Here is a 13,847-nt window from a genome sequence, read left to right as displayed (position 1 = left end):
GAAAGTTCGATCTATGTCAATGTGCCCACCTGCCGCTTCGCTGTTCCGCCGCCCTGGCGTGGCACTGCTGTGCGCCCTGGCGGGCGCCTGGATCGCCGGGCCCGCCCAGGCCCAGGTGTTCCGCTGCACCGATGCCCAGGGGCGCATCACCTACACCGGCACCCCCTGTGCGCCCAGCCAGAGCGGCAAGGAGGTGCTGCCCGCCCCGACCCCGGAAGAGCGCGCCCAGCAGGAAGCCCAGTACCAGCAGGCCCTGGAACGCCGCCGCGCCGAGCAGGCGCTGCAGGCCGAGCGCGAAGCCGCCCAGGCCCAAAGCGACGCCGCCCGCGCGGCCGAGCAGGCGGCCCAGCGCCCCCAGCCGCCGGTCATCGTGCAGGTGCCGCCCAGCAGTCCGCCGGTGGTGGTGCCCAGCTATGGGCCGTTCTACCCGCCGCGGCCACCGCATGGGCGGCCTCCGCCACCCCCACGGCCGCAGCCGCCCGACACCAAGGCCGACGGCTACAACTGCAATGTGTTCCGTTGCTACGACGGCAAGGGCAACACCTACCCCCGCCCCTGACCAGCCGCCAGCCCCTCGGCCACCGTGGGCCAGGCCAGGCGCACACGCAGCTCCCGCAGCATGCGCGTGTTGCGCAGCCGGCGTGATTCGCTCATGAAGCTCAGCATCATCGGCGGCAGCACCTGCTGTGCCTCCTGGCGCGACAGGCGCACAGGCTGCGGCAGACCGTAGATCTGTGCCGCCAGGTCAAAGTAGTCGCCCATGCGCAACTCGGTGTGGTCGCAGACGTTGTAGACGCGCTGGGGCCGGCCGCGCCACAGGGTAGCGCGCAGGGCCTGCGCCAGATCGTCGGCGTGGATGTGGTTGGTGAACACATCGTCCGCCGGGCGCAGCACCGGCAGCCCCTTGCGCAGGCGGCCCTGCGGCGTGCCGCCCTCGCGGTCCGGCGCGTAGATGCCAGGAATGCGCAGCACATTCACCCGCGCACCGCTGCGCCGCCCCCAGGCACGCAGTTGCTGCTCGGCATCCACACGGCGGCCCGCGCGTTCGGTGCCCGGCTGCAGCGCCCGGGTTTCATCCACCCAGGCCCCGCCGCAATCGCCATAGACCCCGGTGGTCGAGCCGTAGACCAGGACCTGCGGTGCCGGGCCCAGCGCCCGCAGCAGGCGGGCCGTGCGCACGTCGTGCGCGCCCTGGCTGGCCGGGGGCGCCAGGTGAATCACACGCTGCGCCACGCCGCGCAGGCGGCGCAGGCTGCGCGCATCATCCAGATTGCCCAGCAACGGCGTGATGCCCAGGGCCTGCAGGGCCGGCCGTTTGTCGGGCGACGACGTCAGCGCCAGCACCCGCGGCCCGTGCCGGCCGGTGTGCCCGGCCTGGGCCTGCCACTGGCGTGCCACGCGCTGGCCGACATCACCGCAGCCGACAATCAGCACGCGCGTGCGGCGAAAACGGGCAGGCAGTGCGCGCGGAGGAAATTGGTTTGGAGGCAAAATCGGGCATCCCCATAGATAAGCCATGCAGGGGCCGCAACCATTGCGGCCCCTTGCATTTGTAACGTCTGTCGTAGGCCAGCCCCCTGCAACGCAGGTGCTGGCGGAGCAACCACCAAGGATAGCCAGAAGATGACTGCCCCCGCCTTCCAGATCACCGTGCAACCCAGCGGCCGCGCATTTGCAGCCACCGACAGCGAGACCATTTTGGCTGCCGCCATCAGTGCCGGCGTGGGCCTGCCCTATGGTTGCAAGGATGGTGCCTGCGGTTCGTGCAAGTGCAAGAAGCTCAGCGGCGAGGTCACGCACGACAGCCACTCCGACAAGGCGCTGTCCGCCCAGGAACTGGCCGATGGCTATGTGCTGACCTGCCGCGCCACAGCGCACAGCGACGTGGTGCTGGAGTCGCGCCAGGTGACGGATGTCAACGCCCCGCCCATCAAGAAGATGCCCGTGCGCGTGAGCGCGCTGGACAAGCTGTCGCACGACGTCATGCGCGTGCAGCTGCAACTGCCCGCCAACACCGTGTTCAAGTACTTGGCCGGCCAGTACCTGGAGTTCATCTTGCGCGATGGCTCGCGCCGTGCCTACTCCATGGCCACCGCCCCCCACGTGCAGGCCACCACGCCCGGCGTGGAACTGCACATCCGCCACATGCTGGGCGGCCTGTTCACCGACCATGTGTTCGGCGGCATGAAGGAAAAGGAAATCCTGCGGGTTGAAGGCCCGTTCGGCAGCTTCTTCCTGCGCGAAGACTCCGACAAGCCCCTGGTGTTCCTGGCTTCCGGCACCGGCTTTGCGCCCATCAAGGGACTGCTGGAGCACATGCAGCACCAGGGCATCACCCGCCCCGTCAGCCTGTACTGGGGTGGCCGCCGCCCCGAGGACCTGTACATGCACAGCTGGCTGCTGGCCCTGCAGGCCAGCATGCCCCATCTGCGCTATGTGCCCGTGGTGTCCGACGCACTGCCCGAAGACCAATGGACTGGCCGCACCGGCTATGTACACCAGGCCGTGCTGGATGACTTTGCCGACCTCTCCGGGCACGAGGTCTATGCCTGCGGCGCCCCCGTGGTGGTGGATGCGGCGCGCACCAGCTACATCGGCCAGCGCGCCCTGCCCGAAGAGGCCTTCTTCGCCGACGCCTTCACCAGCGCCGCCGACCACTGATCCGGGGCCACCGCGCTACACCAAGGCCGCCCGTGGCGGCCTTTTTGCTGCACCTTACGATTACTTACAAAACCCCGTACTGGACAACGCAGGGCCTTGGTAGTAGCGCGCACCAAAAGTGCGCAGACCGTCGCATCACGCACAAAACGCGCGACTTCCTCGAATCGCTTGCAACAAAAAGCCAAAACCCGTTGCGCGCCATCACTGGACGACATGAATCCTGCACAATGTCCGACATGAACCGTCGAAACATCCTGCTGTCCTCCGTGGCCCTTGCCGCAGCAATGGCCTCTCCTTTGACCCAAGCAACTGAGCAGCCCATCCGCCTGATCGTGCCTTATGCGCCTGGCGGTCCGCTGGATGTCACCTCGCGGGCCCTGGCCGAACGCGTGCGCGACAGCCTGGGCACCGTGATCGTGGAAAACAAGCCCGGCGCCGGCGGCAACATCGGCGTGGACGCCATTGCCAAGGCCGCCCCCGATGGCAAGACCATCGGTCTGGCTGCCACCGCCACCCACGGCGTGAACCCCTGGCTGTACAAAAAGCTGCCCTTCGACGCCGCCAAGGACTTTGCCCCCATCACCCAGATGGTGCGCGTGCCCAATGTGCTGGTGATGAACGCCGAACGCGCCAAGGAACTGAACATCAACTCCGTCGCCGAACTGGTCGCCTACGCCAAGTCGCACCCTGGCAAGCTCAGCTACGGCAGCGGCGGCAATGGCAGCTCGGGCCACCTGGCCGGTGAAATGTTCAAGCAGGGCCTGGGCTTTACCGCCGTGCACATTCCCTACCGTGGCGCCAACCCCGCGCAGCTGGCCCTGCTGGCGCGCGAGGTGGACTTCAACATCGACAACCTGGCTGCGGCCTCGGCCAACATCAAGTCCGGCAAGCTCAAGGCCCTGGCCGTGACCACCGCCGCCGAAAGCCCGCTGCTGCCCGGCGTGCCCGCGCTGTCCAAGAGCATCCCCGGCTTCGCCATCGACACCTGGTGGGGCCTGGTGGCACCGGCCGGCACCCCGGCCGACGTGATCGACAAGCTGAACAAGGCCTTCACCGAAGCCCTGAAGGACCCCGAAACCCAGAAGCGCTTCGCCACCCTGATGGCCGAGCCCGTGCCCACCACGGCCAAGCAGTTCGGTGACTTCATGGCCGCCGAGCGCGCCAAGTACGAACCCGTGGTCAAGGCCTCCGGCGCCAGCGTCGACTGACACCGTCGCCCGCACAGCGGACCAAGGCACCTGCGGGTGCCTTTTTTTGCACCCGGTATTGGGCCAGGCCAGCCGCCCCCAGGCACCATCTATCCCATTCAGCGCACGGCCGTGCGCAAACACAAGCACAAGCGCTAGCTGCGTGCACAGGGTCGCGCCAAACCCCAGTACACCGGCAGCCAGTACTTACCCGCAGTCGCCACCGGCCTTGCATGCCTGGGGTACAACCGACACACGGGCGAGGCCGCAGCACCGCCGCCACGCCCCAGGAGGAGAGGACCATGCCCAAAATACGCCACAGCTACCAACTGCACATCCAGCTGTGCGACATCAAACCCGCCATCTGGCGCCGCTTGGTGGTCAGCGACTGCACCAACCTGGCGCAACTGCACCGGCTGATCCAGGCCGCCATGGGCTGGAGCCCGCGCCACGATTACCTGTTCGAGATCGCCGACCAGCGCTACGGCCAGCCCAACCCCGACTGGCCCGAAGACCCGACCATGGACGCCCGCCGCTACAGCCTGGGCCAGCTGCTGCAAGGCCAGGCCTTGCCCATGCGCTACGTCTACAACCTGGCAGACGAATGGCTGCACCGCATCAAGCTGGAAGCCTGCACCCCGCTGTCCGGCCCCGAAGCGCTGGGCAACCTGCCCCTGTGCCTGGACGGTCGCAACACCTGCCAGCCCGACAGCGGCAGCGATGGCGCCGATGCCCCGCCCTTCGACCTCGCCTCCACCCAGGCGCGCATCCAGGCCCTGGCCCGCGCCCGCACCACCCCGGAAGCCCGTGCAGAAACAGCATTCGCATAAAGGCTATTAAAAAGATGAGCGTTTAGCGCATTCAAAACCTTGGTTTCACTGACGAAATGCTGCCAAACCTTGAATGGGTAAGCGCAGCACGCTCACTTATCAATACCCCACACCGGCGATTCGACACCCTGGGGTCGGCATTTATTGATCCGCGTCATGTCCCGGGGTAAAAATCGACCCGATCTAAGTCTGCAGGCGGCTATTTCACCCAAACCTGTAAATTCAGCATCAAAATAAGTGTTGACTGGACAGCTGGAGCCCTGGCTTCACGTCTGCCGAGCACCTCTCACTTCACTGATTGATTCGGAAGGATTCGCGCTATGAAAAAGACTCTGATGACGCTGGCCCTGCTGGCCGCTGGTGGCATTGCTGCACCTGCCATGGCTGCCGACTGCGCCGTGACCGTCGAAGGTAACGACCAAATGCAATTCAATGTGAAGAACATTGAAGTGCCCAAGTCCTGCAAGAGCTACACCGTGACCCTGAAGCACGTGGGCAAGATGCCCAAGTCCTCCATGGGCCACAACATGGTACTGACCACCACCGCCGACGCCACCGCCACGGCCGCCGACGGCATGAAGGCCGGCGCTGCAGCCGACTACGTGAAGGCCGGTGACACCCGCGTGATCGCCCACACCAAGGTGATCGGCGGCGGCGAGACCACCAGCATGACCATCGACGTGGCCAAGCTGAAGGCCGGTACCGATTACACCTACTTCTGCTCCTTCCCCGGTCACTCCTTCATCATGAAGGGTGTCCTGAAGCTGGGCGCCTAAGCGTCCGCCGCTTCCTAGCCCAGGCCACCAGCCTGGGCCGCCCCACAGCCCCGTGCGCTTGCGCCGGGGCTGTGTGCTTTGTGGACCTAGCAATTTCACTCCAACCAGGCTGCAGCGCGCATTCAGTGGACGCACAATGCACTCTTTTTAATAGCATCTGATTGCCTCCATGTCCACGCAAAGCTTTGAACTGGCGTTCTTCACCATCGGCGAACTCGAGGGCCTCAGCGGTGACGCCACCACCCGCACCGCCCACATCGACATCCCTGCCGACTGCCTGCCCGTGGCTGCCACGCTGCAATCCGCCCGCCAGTGGCTGGCCGGGCAGCATGCCCAGGTCGACATGGAATGCGCCGCCGACCTGCCGCTGCGCGGCCACTTCACATTCCAAAGTGCCCAGGGCCACCAGGGCTTCCACGTCGACAGCGCACAGCTGGTGGCCATCGACGAAGGCTTCGTCGTGCGCGCCAGCCTGGACAACGGTGTCTGCGTGGAAAGCGATGTGCTGGCCCTCAGCCTCTAAGACCCGCATCCGTCCCTGACACGGCCCGTGCCTTGCACGGGCTTTTTTGTGCGGCTGTCATGCCTGCACGGCCAAGCGCCCTGGCCTAACACTGACAGCGTGATGGTCTCTTGCCCGGCTTGCATTTCTGGCAGCCGCCGCCAAGATGGCAGGCATGTACCCCGGAGAACGCTTCAACGCCTGGTCCCACCTGGTCGGCGCCGTGTTTGCGCTGACGGGGGCGACGTGGCTGATCGTCACCGCCAGCCTGCGTGCCGACGCCCAGGCCATCACCAGCGTGGCCATCTACGGCACGGCCATGGTGCTGCTGTATGCCATCTCCACCGTCTACCACAGCGTGCGCGGGCGGGCCAAGCGCATCCTGCGCAAGTGCGACCACCTGAGCATCTACCTGATGATTGCCGGCAGCTACACGCCGTTTTGCCTCATCAGCCTGCGCGGGGCCTGGGGCTGGAGCCTGTTTGGCGTGGTCTGGGGCCTGGCCGTGCTGGGCATGCTGCAGGAAATCAAGCCCCGCAACGCGGCACGCGTGCGCTCCCTGGTGATCTATGCAGTGATGGGCTGGGTCGCCCTGGTGGCCACCGGCCCGCTGCTGCAGGCGCTGGGCCCTGCGGGCTTTGCCTGGCTGGCCGCTGGCGGGGCGCTGTACAGCGTCGGCGTGGTGTTCTTCGTGCTGGATGGGCGCGTGCGCCATTTCCATGGCATCTGGCACCTGTTCGTGATTGCCGGCAGCCTAGCCCACTACGTCGCGGTGCTGGGCTACGTCGTGCCATGACGCCCCAAGCCTGCGGCTGAGGTCGCAGCGCAGGCGGCGGTTGGTTCCTCAGGGGTTTTCGTCGAACAACAGGTTCTGCTGCCGGTGCAGATCGCCCGGCCCGGCCTGCGGGGAGCTGTCCGCCTCGGGCAGCAGCGGGAAAGCCAGCACCTCGTCCCACAGCACATGTGGCAGTGGCTCCCAGTGCGCCACCAGCACCCAGCGCGGCGGCTGTGCCGGATCGGCCAGGCGGTCTTCCAGCGCGTCCAGGGCCTGGCACAGGTAGTGGATGCCGTCGCTGTCCAGACCAGCGATCGGCTCTTCGATCAGGGTCAGGCGCGCGCCCGAACACAGGGCCGCCACCAGCCCCAGCTTGCGCAGGCTGCCGGTCGACAGGTGCCACAGCGGTTTGGACAGGTGGGCTTGCAGGGCAAAGCCTTCGCAATGCTGGCGGCAGTCCGCATCACTCCAGTTAGGCCAGTGGCTGGCCAGGGTCTGCAGCCATTGCTGGGCGGACATCTCACGGTCGTGCAGCGGCTGGCGCGGGTTGTGCCAGTACACCTGGTCCGTGTAGGCCTGGGGGTCTTCCTGGCTGCAGACGCCGGCGCAGCGCACCTGGCCGTGGGCGGGCAGCGCATAGCCGGCCAGCACCGGCATCCAGCGCGCGGCTTCGTCGCCGGTGTCGTCCACCACCACGCACAGCCCCGGAGGCAGTGTTTCGCTCCAGCCCGTGGCCCTGGCAGGCGCATTCACGGGCCACAGGTCGGTCCAGGCCATTTCGGGCTGGACATGGTGTTCATGTTGCTTGTGCATGCACGGCCTCCCTTCCCCCCTCTAGCGAGGTTTGAAAGCAATGTATGTCAGCGCATTGCCCGCCGTCAAACCGATTCCCTGCGCCACCGAGGCCCATCCAACCCCTGGTCAATCCGCGGTTTTTTGTTATTGGCTCGAAGTGAATTGCTATACATTTTGATTCTTCGATTTTGTAACAGGGAGAAATACATTGCGAAATACCACCGCTGCCGTTCTGGCCTTGGCCACCGCCGTTGCGTTGACCGGGTGTGAAACCATGACCGACACCCAGCGCAACACCGCCCTGGGCGTGGGCATTGGCGCGCTGGCAGGCGCCGGCATCGCCAAGGCCACGGGCGGCAAGGCCGGTACGGGCGCGCTGATCGGTGCGGCCGTGGGGGGCGTGGGCACCTACATCTGGTCGGCCAACATGGAACGCCAGCGCCAGGAACTGGAAGCTGCCACGCGCGGCACCGGCGTGACGGTGTCGCGCACGGCGGACAACCAGCTGCAGCTGGCCATTCCCAGCGACATCTCGTTCGACAGCAACAGCGCCACCATCAAGAGCCAGTTCCGCCCGGTGCTCAACAGCTTTACCGACAGCCTGCGGCGCAATCCCGGCACCCACGTCGTCATCGTCGGCCACACCGACAGCACGGGCGGCGCGCACATCAACGACCCACTGTCCCTGAATCGCGCCAACGCCGCCCGCGACTACATCTTCAACCAGGGCGTGCGCGGCCCGCGCATCCAGACCGAAGGCCGGGGCGCCCGCGAGCCTGTGGCCTCCAACGAATCCGCCTGGGGCCGTGCCAAAAACCGCCGCATCGACATCTTTGTGGCCCAGGCGCAGTAAGCCCGGCTATGGACAACGGCAACGCGGGCCGCAGCCAGGCCAACCTGCCACGCCGCGCGCCTGCCGGTGAGCGGTGGGTGGGCGGTGCAGTTCAAGGCCACAGAGGCAAATCGCTGTGCTGGCTGATGTGAAGTCAAGACTTTTCACTACATCGCATCGATTGACACATTTAGAAACAAAATCTAATCTGGAAACATCGCGTAGTGCGTGTTCACATTCGGTTTCTGAACTGCGGGGTCTGTGGTGAAAGGCGTGCAGCACCAGCCGTCGACGGGATGAAGGGCCCTGCGACCGCAGTTGGACCCTGAGCATGCGGTACGGGATCCCAGGCCAGGCCGTCAAAGCGCTGGCAGTTCCCTGGCGCCGCCGGAGGCCGGACCGGCAACGCCCTGACCCTGGATATGGCCGGAACACGCGTGTCACCCCACCCTTGCTGGCGTCTGCGGCGCCAGGGAGTTGCAAATGCCGGATCTGATGACCATTGCCTTCATGATCGCCTTGTCCTCGGTGACTGCGGCCGGCATGGTGGCATTCGTGGGGCGCACCCACCGGCACGAGGGCGCTCCGCAGACGGCCGCCACCCTGGTGTGCTACGGCATGACCTATCTGTCGATCAGCCTGATGGCGTCGGCCGGGCACGTGCGCTGGTTTCTGGCGGCCTACGGCTTCTTTGCCTGCGGGCAAAGCTGCTGGATCTGGGCCCTGCACCGCTTCCACCAACTGCGCCCACCGTACGCGCTGCTGGTGGTGCTGCCCATCGTTTCCGTGCTGGGGTTGTCCTTGGACAGCATCTCCGCGTCGCTGCGCGTGCAGCTCATCAGCAGCCTGTTCCTGGGCTACGAAGTCTGGGCCCTGTACCTGCTGACCGTGCGCCGCGCCGAAGCCATGAACCGCGGCACCATGGTGCTGATCGTGGGCACCCTGATGTTTGCCGCAGCCCTGCTGCTGCGCCTGCACACCCCGGTGGTGTCGCTCACGCTGCGCGACACGGCAGCCTCCACCCCGCCGCTGCTGCTGTCCTTCGTCATCCTCAGCATCGCCATGCACTTCAAGTCCACCGGCTTTCTGATGATGTGCCACGAGCGCAAGCAGGTGCTGCTGGACCGCATGGCCAACGTGGACGTGCTGACCGAGCTGCCCAACCGCCGGGCCCTGATGCACAGCCTGGAGCATGTCTGGCAGCAATGCCAGCGCTGCCACACGCCGCTGAGCGTGCTGATGGTGGACGTGGACCACTTCAAGCGCGTCAACGACGCCTGCGGCCACCCCGAGGGCGACAAGGTGCTGGCCCAGATCAGCCGTGTGCTGCAGTCCCATGTGCGCCCCAGCGACATCGTCGGCCGCTACGGTGGCGAAGAGTTCGTGATTGCCTGCCCGCACACCGCCAGCGCCGAGGCCCAGGTGCTGGCCGAGCGCCTGTGCGCCCAGGTGCGCAGCGCCGTCTCGGCCCACCACGACACCAGTGCCTGGCCCATCACCATCAGCGTCGGCCTGCATGTCTGCCTGCCGGGCGACGGGCAGACGCTGGAGGACATCGTGCTGCAGGCCGACCAGGCGCTCTACCACGCCAAGGCCGACGGCCGCAACCGCGTGCACCTGCTGACCCCTAGTCCTGGTACGCGCTTCGGCACCTGACGAGCCCCCTCGCATCTGCGCCATACCCCCATCGCGACGCGGCGCGCTTGCCCAAACCGGGGTCCACTGGAGACAATGTCCCATCCCTGGCATTGATGAGAGAGAACCACACCATGATCGTTTTAATCACCGGCGCTTCGGCCGGTTTCGGCGCCGCCATGGCCCGCAGCTTCGTGCAGGCCGGTCACCGCGTCATCGCCACCGCCCGCCGCAAGTCCAAGCTGGACAGCCTGGCGGCCGAGCTGGGCGCGCAGCTGCTGCCCATCGAACTGGACGTCACCGATGCCGCCGCCGTGGCCGCCCTGCCCGCCCAACTGCCCGCCGACTGGGCGCAGGTGGACGTGCTGATCAACAACGCCGGTCTGGCCCTGGGCCTGGGCCCCGCACAGCAGGCCGATCTGGCGCAGTGGGACACCATGATCGACACCAACTGCAAGGGCCTGGTCCACATGACCCGCGCCTTCCTGCCCGGCATGGTCGAGCGCAAGCGTGGTCACGTCATCAACATCGGCTCCACCGCTGGCAACTGGCCCTATGCCGGGGGCAACGTCTACGGCGCCAGCAAGGCCTTTGTGCAGCAGTTCAGCCGCAACCTGCGCACCGACCTGTTCGGCACCCCCGTGCGCGTGACCAACATCGAGCCCGGGCTGTGCGGCGGCACCGAGTTCTCCAACGTGCGCTTTGGCGACGATGCCAAGGCCGCCAAGGTCTATGAGGGCGTGGACTTCATCACCCCCGAAGACATCGCCAACACCGCGCTGTGGGTGGCCCAGGCGCCCAAACACATGAACGTGAACGCCATCGAGATCATGCCGGTGCAACAGTCCTTTGGCGGACTGGCCGTGCACCGCGGCAGCTTCTGATCCAGGTTTTTGCCCAAAAACGCTGCCAGCCCTTGCCCTGCAAGCGCTGGCAGCTCTGCTTTTAAAACCTCTCGCACGGTCCCCAGCATGGGCCTTGGTTCCTACACGCAGCTGTGTCACCGCGCCTGCCGCGCCGTGCTGTTCACGCTGCACGCAGCCTGGGCCGGGTGGGCCACGCGGCTGGCAGGGCCGCTCCAAGCCCGCACCGGCAGCACCTGCGGGGGGCAGCCGGAACACAGACCACCTCCTGGTCTGGCGCGCCCCCCCCAGCGCGGGTTGCGGCACCACAGTGCTTCAAGTTCCGGGCCGGGCATTGCTAAAACGCCGCACGCTGCGGGCGTTTTGCACGCTGGCGCCCAGGCCGCCCATCGCCAAACGGCACGCCAACCGCCTGGCCCGCAGCGCCCAGCCAGAGGCGGCCCTGACCACCATCAGGCGCACAGATCCTGTAGTGGCAAGCTTGAAGTGCGCCCCATCCGGGCGTTAGTGCCCCACCGCCAAGGCCGCCGGCGCTCAGCCCGCGTCCGGCGTCAATCCGTGCGAGGACACCCACAGCACCTGGGCCTCGCCCTCGCTGCCTGCCACGCAGGCATGGCCCAGCCGGCTGTCGAAGTAGCAGGAATCGCCCGGCTGCAGCACCAACGGCGCTTCGCCCTCGGTGTGCAGGTGCACCGTGCCGCGCAGCACATAGACCATTTCCTCGCCCGCGTGGCGCAGCAGTTGCGGGAACTGCGCCACCTCCCGCGCCCGCAGGGTGGCCAGCAGGGGCACAAAGCGCTTGTCCGCCAGGTCGGTGTGCAGCAGCTCGTAGACATACGGATCGGTGCGGTGCACCACCCCCTGGCCGGCCCGGGTCACGCTGCGGCGCGGGCCGCCAGCGTCCGGCGGACTGGGTCTGAACAGCTCGCCCACCTCCACCTGCAGCGCCTGGGCCAGGGCGGCAATCTTTTCGTAGGTGGGTGAGAGCTGGCCGTTCTCGATCTTCGACAGGGTCGAGGTGGCGATACCACTGCGCGCGCCCAGCTGCTGCAAGGTCAGATGCGCCGCACGCCGCAGCAGGCGCAGCTTGTGCGCCAGCACCGCGGTGCTGGTCGTGCCGGCAGGGGCGGCAGCTTCGGGGTGGGGTGAGGTCATGGCAGGACGGCGGCAGCAACCCGGCGCGGGCGCCCCCAGTGTAGGGCGAAGCCCGCCGTGCGCACCGGGTAAGTCCCCTGCCCCCAGCGCGCCATGCCACCTAATATTTCGTAAACGAAAATTTACCGCACCACCGCCATGCTGATCCTCACCCAGCCCCAGACCGAGCACCACCTGCCCTTCACCGCCCTGCTGCCGGCGCTGGAGCAGATGTTCACCACCGGCTGCGAAGTGCCGCTGCGCCACCACCACGCCATCCCCGGGCGCAGCGCCGACGAAGACGGCATCCTGCTGCTGATGCCCGCCTGGCAGACCGGCCAGCGCCTGGGCGTCAAGACCGTGTCTATCTTCCCCGGCAACGCCCGCCAGGGCCTGCCCGGCCTGCACTCGGTCTACATCCTTTACGACGCGCGCACCGGCCAGCCGCTGGCCGTGCTGGATGGCGACACCATCACCTCGCGCCGCACGGCCGCGGCCTCGGCCCTGGCGGCACGCTGGCTCAGCCGCCCGGACGCGCGCCGCCTGCTGGTGGTGGGCAGCGGCCGCGTTGCCCGCCTGCTGCCTGCGGCCTACCGCTGCGTGCGCGCGCTGGACACGGTGGAGGTCTGGAGCCGCAGCCCCGCCAGCGCCCAGGCCCTGGTCGACGACCTGCGTGCCCAGGGTCTGCCGGCGCAGCACGCGCCCGACCTGGAAGCCGCCGTGCGCCGCGCCGACATCGTCAGCTGCGCCACCCTGTCCACCGCCCCGCTGATCCAGGGCGCCTGGCTGCAGCCGGGCACGCACCTGGATCTGATCGGTAGCTTCACCCCCGCCATGCGCGAAAGCGATGGCGAGTGCCTGCGCCGCGCCACCGTGTTCACCGACACCACCGAAGCCCTGCTCAAGGCCGGCGACCTGCTGGGCGCCATCGCCGAAGGCGCCTGGTCGACAAACCAGCTGGCCGCCACGCTGGAACAGCTGTGCCGCCAGCAGCACCCCGGCCGCCGCAGCGCGGACGAGATCACCCTGTTCAAATCCGTGGGCAGCGCACTGGAGGACCTGGCCGCCGCCTGCCTGGCCTACGACGGCTTCTGCGCCGGCTGAGCCAGCGCCAGGCCGCTCCAGCACCCGCGCAACCCACCTTCGGGGCTGCAGGGCGATCACACCCAGTGGACCTTCGCCCCCACCCCGACCTTTGAAAGAGCGCGACCTGCAGGCGCAGCACAAACGCCAGAAATCCCCGGTTCGACGATCTGAAGGCTTTCCCTGCTGCGAAACCTCCAGCCCGGCTGGCGGGCATACCGCATCGCTGGCGATGGGTTCCACGCACCAAGGCGAGGAACTGCGGCCTGGCAGCCTGCCCAACGATGCGCATGGTCCCACAGCGGACGACAGCCCCAAGCACCCGGCGGCGCAGCACTGCAGCCTTCAAGCGCACATGGGTTGCACCACCACGACCACCACGCCGAGACCTCGGTCATGTGCAGCAAGCCGCTGCAGAGCGCGCAGCGGGGCATCCCTCCCCCTCCGCTGCTGCGCCTGCCGCGACGCCATTGCGGCAGCCCCCATGCAGACAGACGCCGTGCGTTCTGCGTTCTGCGTTCTGCGTTCTGCGTTCTGCGTTCTGCGTTGTGTGCTGTGCGCTGTGCGCTGTGCGCTGTGCGCTGTGCGCTGTGCGCAGCATCACCGCACCACCCTTCTTTTCGTGGCCTAGCCCAGCAACGACAGGCGTGAACAGCTCTGTTTTTTGCGCATGCCGCATGCATGTCCACAGGTTGGCTCTGGCTCTGGCTCTGGCTCTGGCTCTGGCTCTGGCTCAGCCGGCGCAGAAGCCGTCGTAGGCCAGGCAGGCGGCGG

General features: G+C 67.3%; 14 protein-coding genes. 11 read left to right on the top strand and 3 right to left on the bottom strand.

Going from position 1 to position 13,847, the window contains the following annotated elements; genetic code table 11:
* Positions 1–13: 13 nt before the first annotated feature.
* Positions 14–559 carry a DUF4124 domain-containing protein gene (locus tag FYM52_RS11980; RefSeq protein ID WP_238826195.1) on the top strand — a complete coding sequence of 182 codons (546 nt, stop codon included), beginning with the start codon at positions 14–16 and terminating at the stop codon, positions 557–559.
* Here the strand turns inward: FYM52_RS11980 and FYM52_RS11975 are convergent.
* Positions 544–1,491, bottom strand: coding sequence for an SDR family oxidoreductase (locus tag FYM52_RS11975; protein WP_370513837.1), 948 nt, complete (start codon positions 1,489–1,491; stop codon positions 544–546). The two genes, FYM52_RS11980 and FYM52_RS11975, sit on opposite strands and share 16 nt — an antisense overlap.
* 132 nt (positions 1,492–1,623) lie before the next feature.
* Between FYM52_RS11975 and FYM52_RS11970 the strand changes: the two genes are divergently transcribed.
* The 6 genes from FYM52_RS11970 to FYM52_RS11945 all read left to right on the top strand — a co-directional run bounded on the left by FYM52_RS11970 (position 1,624) and on the right by FYM52_RS11945 (position 6,752).
* Positions 1,624–2,661, top strand: coding sequence for a CDP-6-deoxy-delta-3,4-glucoseen reductase (locus tag FYM52_RS11970; protein ID WP_154164261.1), 1,038 nt, complete (start codon positions 1,624–1,626; stop codon positions 2,659–2,661).
* 236 nt (positions 2,662–2,897) lie between these two features.
* Complete coding sequence (locus FYM52_RS11965) at positions 2,898–3,869, top strand: tripartite tricarboxylate transporter substrate binding protein (protein ID WP_042415575.1); 972 nt, start codon at positions 2,898–2,900, stop codon at positions 3,867–3,869.
* A gap of 281 nt (positions 3,870–4,150) precedes the next feature.
* The gene (locus tag FYM52_RS11960; RefSeq protein WP_162524713.1) at positions 4,151–4,678 is read left to right on the top strand and encodes a plasmid pRiA4b ORF-3 family protein; all 528 of its coding nucleotides are present in this window, start codon (positions 4,151–4,153) and stop codon (positions 4,676–4,678) included.
* Positions 4,679–4,998: 320 nt separating this feature from the next.
* Positions 4,999–5,454, top strand: a complete 456-nt coding sequence (gene azu, locus FYM52_RS11955) for an azurin (RefSeq protein WP_043387552.1) — start codon at positions 4,999–5,001, stop codon at positions 5,452–5,454.
* Between the two features lie 169 nt (positions 5,455–5,623).
* Positions 5,624–5,977: a hypothetical protein gene (locus FYM52_RS11950; protein ID WP_154164259.1), complete on the top strand. Its 354-nt coding sequence runs from the start codon at positions 5,624–5,626 to the stop codon at positions 5,975–5,977.
* 154 nt (positions 5,978–6,131) lie between these two features.
* Positions 6,132–6,752 (top strand): hemolysin III family protein, encoded by a 621-nt coding sequence (locus FYM52_RS11945; protein WP_045267771.1) that lies wholly within the window; start codon positions 6,132–6,134, stop codon positions 6,750–6,752.
* A gap of 48 nt (positions 6,753–6,800) precedes the next feature.
* On the opposite strand, the gene FYM52_RS11940 is transcribed toward FYM52_RS11945, so the two are convergent.
* Positions 6,801–7,544 (bottom strand): ABC transporter ATP-binding protein, encoded by a 744-nt coding sequence (locus FYM52_RS11940; RefSeq protein ID WP_154164258.1) that lies wholly within the window; start codon positions 7,542–7,544, stop codon positions 6,801–6,803.
* Between the two features lie 256 nt (positions 7,545–7,800).
* On the opposite strand from FYM52_RS11940, the gene FYM52_RS11935 reads away from it, so the two are divergent.
* The 3 genes from FYM52_RS11935 to FYM52_RS11925 all read left to right on the top strand — a co-directional run bounded on the left by FYM52_RS11935 (position 7,801) and on the right by FYM52_RS11925 (position 10,877).
* A complete protein-coding gene (locus tag FYM52_RS11935; protein WP_154164257.1) occupies positions 7,801–8,379 on the top strand; it encodes an OmpA family protein in 579 nt (192 codons plus the stop codon).
* A 462-nt stretch (positions 8,380–8,841) separates the two neighbouring features.
* Positions 8,842–10,014, top strand: a complete 1,173-nt coding sequence (locus tag FYM52_RS11930; RefSeq protein ID WP_154164256.1) for a GGDEF domain-containing protein — start codon at positions 8,842–8,844, stop codon at positions 10,012–10,014.
* Positions 10,015–10,127: 113 nt separating this feature from the next.
* Positions 10,128–10,877, top strand: coding sequence for an SDR family NAD(P)-dependent oxidoreductase (locus FYM52_RS11925; protein ID WP_154164255.1), 750 nt, complete (start codon positions 10,128–10,130; stop codon positions 10,875–10,877).
* Between the two features lie 513 nt (positions 10,878–11,390).
* Here FYM52_RS11925 and FYM52_RS11920 read toward each other — a convergent pair.
* On the bottom strand, positions 11,391–12,011 hold the full coding sequence (locus tag FYM52_RS11920) for a helix-turn-helix domain-containing protein (RefSeq protein WP_154164254.1): 621 nt from the start codon (positions 12,009–12,011) through the stop codon (positions 11,391–11,393).
* A gap of 138 nt (positions 12,012–12,149) precedes the next feature.
* On the opposite strand from FYM52_RS11920, the gene FYM52_RS11915 reads away from it, so the two are divergent.
* Complete coding sequence (locus tag FYM52_RS11915; protein ID WP_154164253.1) at positions 12,150–13,094, top strand: ornithine cyclodeaminase family protein; 945 nt, start codon at positions 12,150–12,152, stop codon at positions 13,092–13,094.
* Positions 13,095–13,847: the final 753 nt, after the last annotated feature.

The sequence above is a fragment of the Comamonas sp. CAH-2 genome, from assembly GCF_009668305.1.
In the GTDB taxonomy this organism is placed as follows: domain Bacteria; phylum Pseudomonadota; class Gammaproteobacteria; order Burkholderiales; family Burkholderiaceae_C; genus Comamonas; species Comamonas aquatica.
Note: the sequence above shows the minus strand (reverse complement) of the source record. Positions and strands in the feature narration are given on the sequence as shown.

Excerpts from the sequence above, each read along its gene's own strand:
- FYM52_RS11980 (WP_238826195.1), top strand. The coding sequence starts at position 14 with ATGTCAATGTGCCCACCTGCCGCTTCGCTGTTCCGCCGCCCTGGCGTG.
- FYM52_RS11970 (WP_154164261.1), top strand. The coding sequence starts at position 1,624 with ATGACTGCCCCCGCCTTCCAGATCACCGTGCAACCCAGCGGCCGCGCA.
- FYM52_RS11965 (WP_042415575.1), top strand. The coding sequence starts at position 2,898 with ATGAACCGTCGAAACATCCTGCTGTCCTCCGTGGCCCTTGCCGCAGCA.
- FYM52_RS11960 (WP_162524713.1), top strand. The coding sequence starts at position 4,151 with ATGCCCAAAATACGCCACAGCTACCAACTGCACATCCAGCTGTGCGAC.
- azu (WP_043387552.1), top strand. The coding sequence starts at position 4,999 with ATGAAAAAGACTCTGATGACGCTGGCCCTGCTGGCCGCTGGTGGCATT.
- FYM52_RS11950 (WP_154164259.1), top strand. The coding sequence starts at position 5,624 with ATGTCCACGCAAAGCTTTGAACTGGCGTTCTTCACCATCGGCGAACTC.
- FYM52_RS11945 (WP_045267771.1), top strand. The coding sequence starts at position 6,132 with ATGTACCCCGGAGAACGCTTCAACGCCTGGTCCCACCTGGTCGGCGCC.
- FYM52_RS11940 (WP_154164258.1), bottom strand. The coding sequence starts at position 7,544 with ATGCACAAGCAACATGAACACCATGTCCAGCCCGAAATGGCCTGGACC.
- FYM52_RS11935 (WP_154164257.1), top strand. The coding sequence starts at position 7,801 with ATGACCGACACCCAGCGCAACACCGCCCTGGGCGTGGGCATTGGCGCG.
- FYM52_RS11930 (WP_154164256.1), top strand. The coding sequence starts at position 8,842 with ATGCCGGATCTGATGACCATTGCCTTCATGATCGCCTTGTCCTCGGTG.
- FYM52_RS11925 (WP_154164255.1), top strand. The coding sequence starts at position 10,128 with ATGATCGTTTTAATCACCGGCGCTTCGGCCGGTTTCGGCGCCGCCATG.
- FYM52_RS11920 (WP_154164254.1), bottom strand. The coding sequence starts at position 12,011 with ATGACCTCACCCCACCCCGAAGCTGCCGCCCCTGCCGGCACGACCAGC.
- FYM52_RS11915 (WP_154164253.1), top strand. The coding sequence starts at position 12,150 with ATGCTGATCCTCACCCAGCCCCAGACCGAGCACCACCTGCCCTTCACC.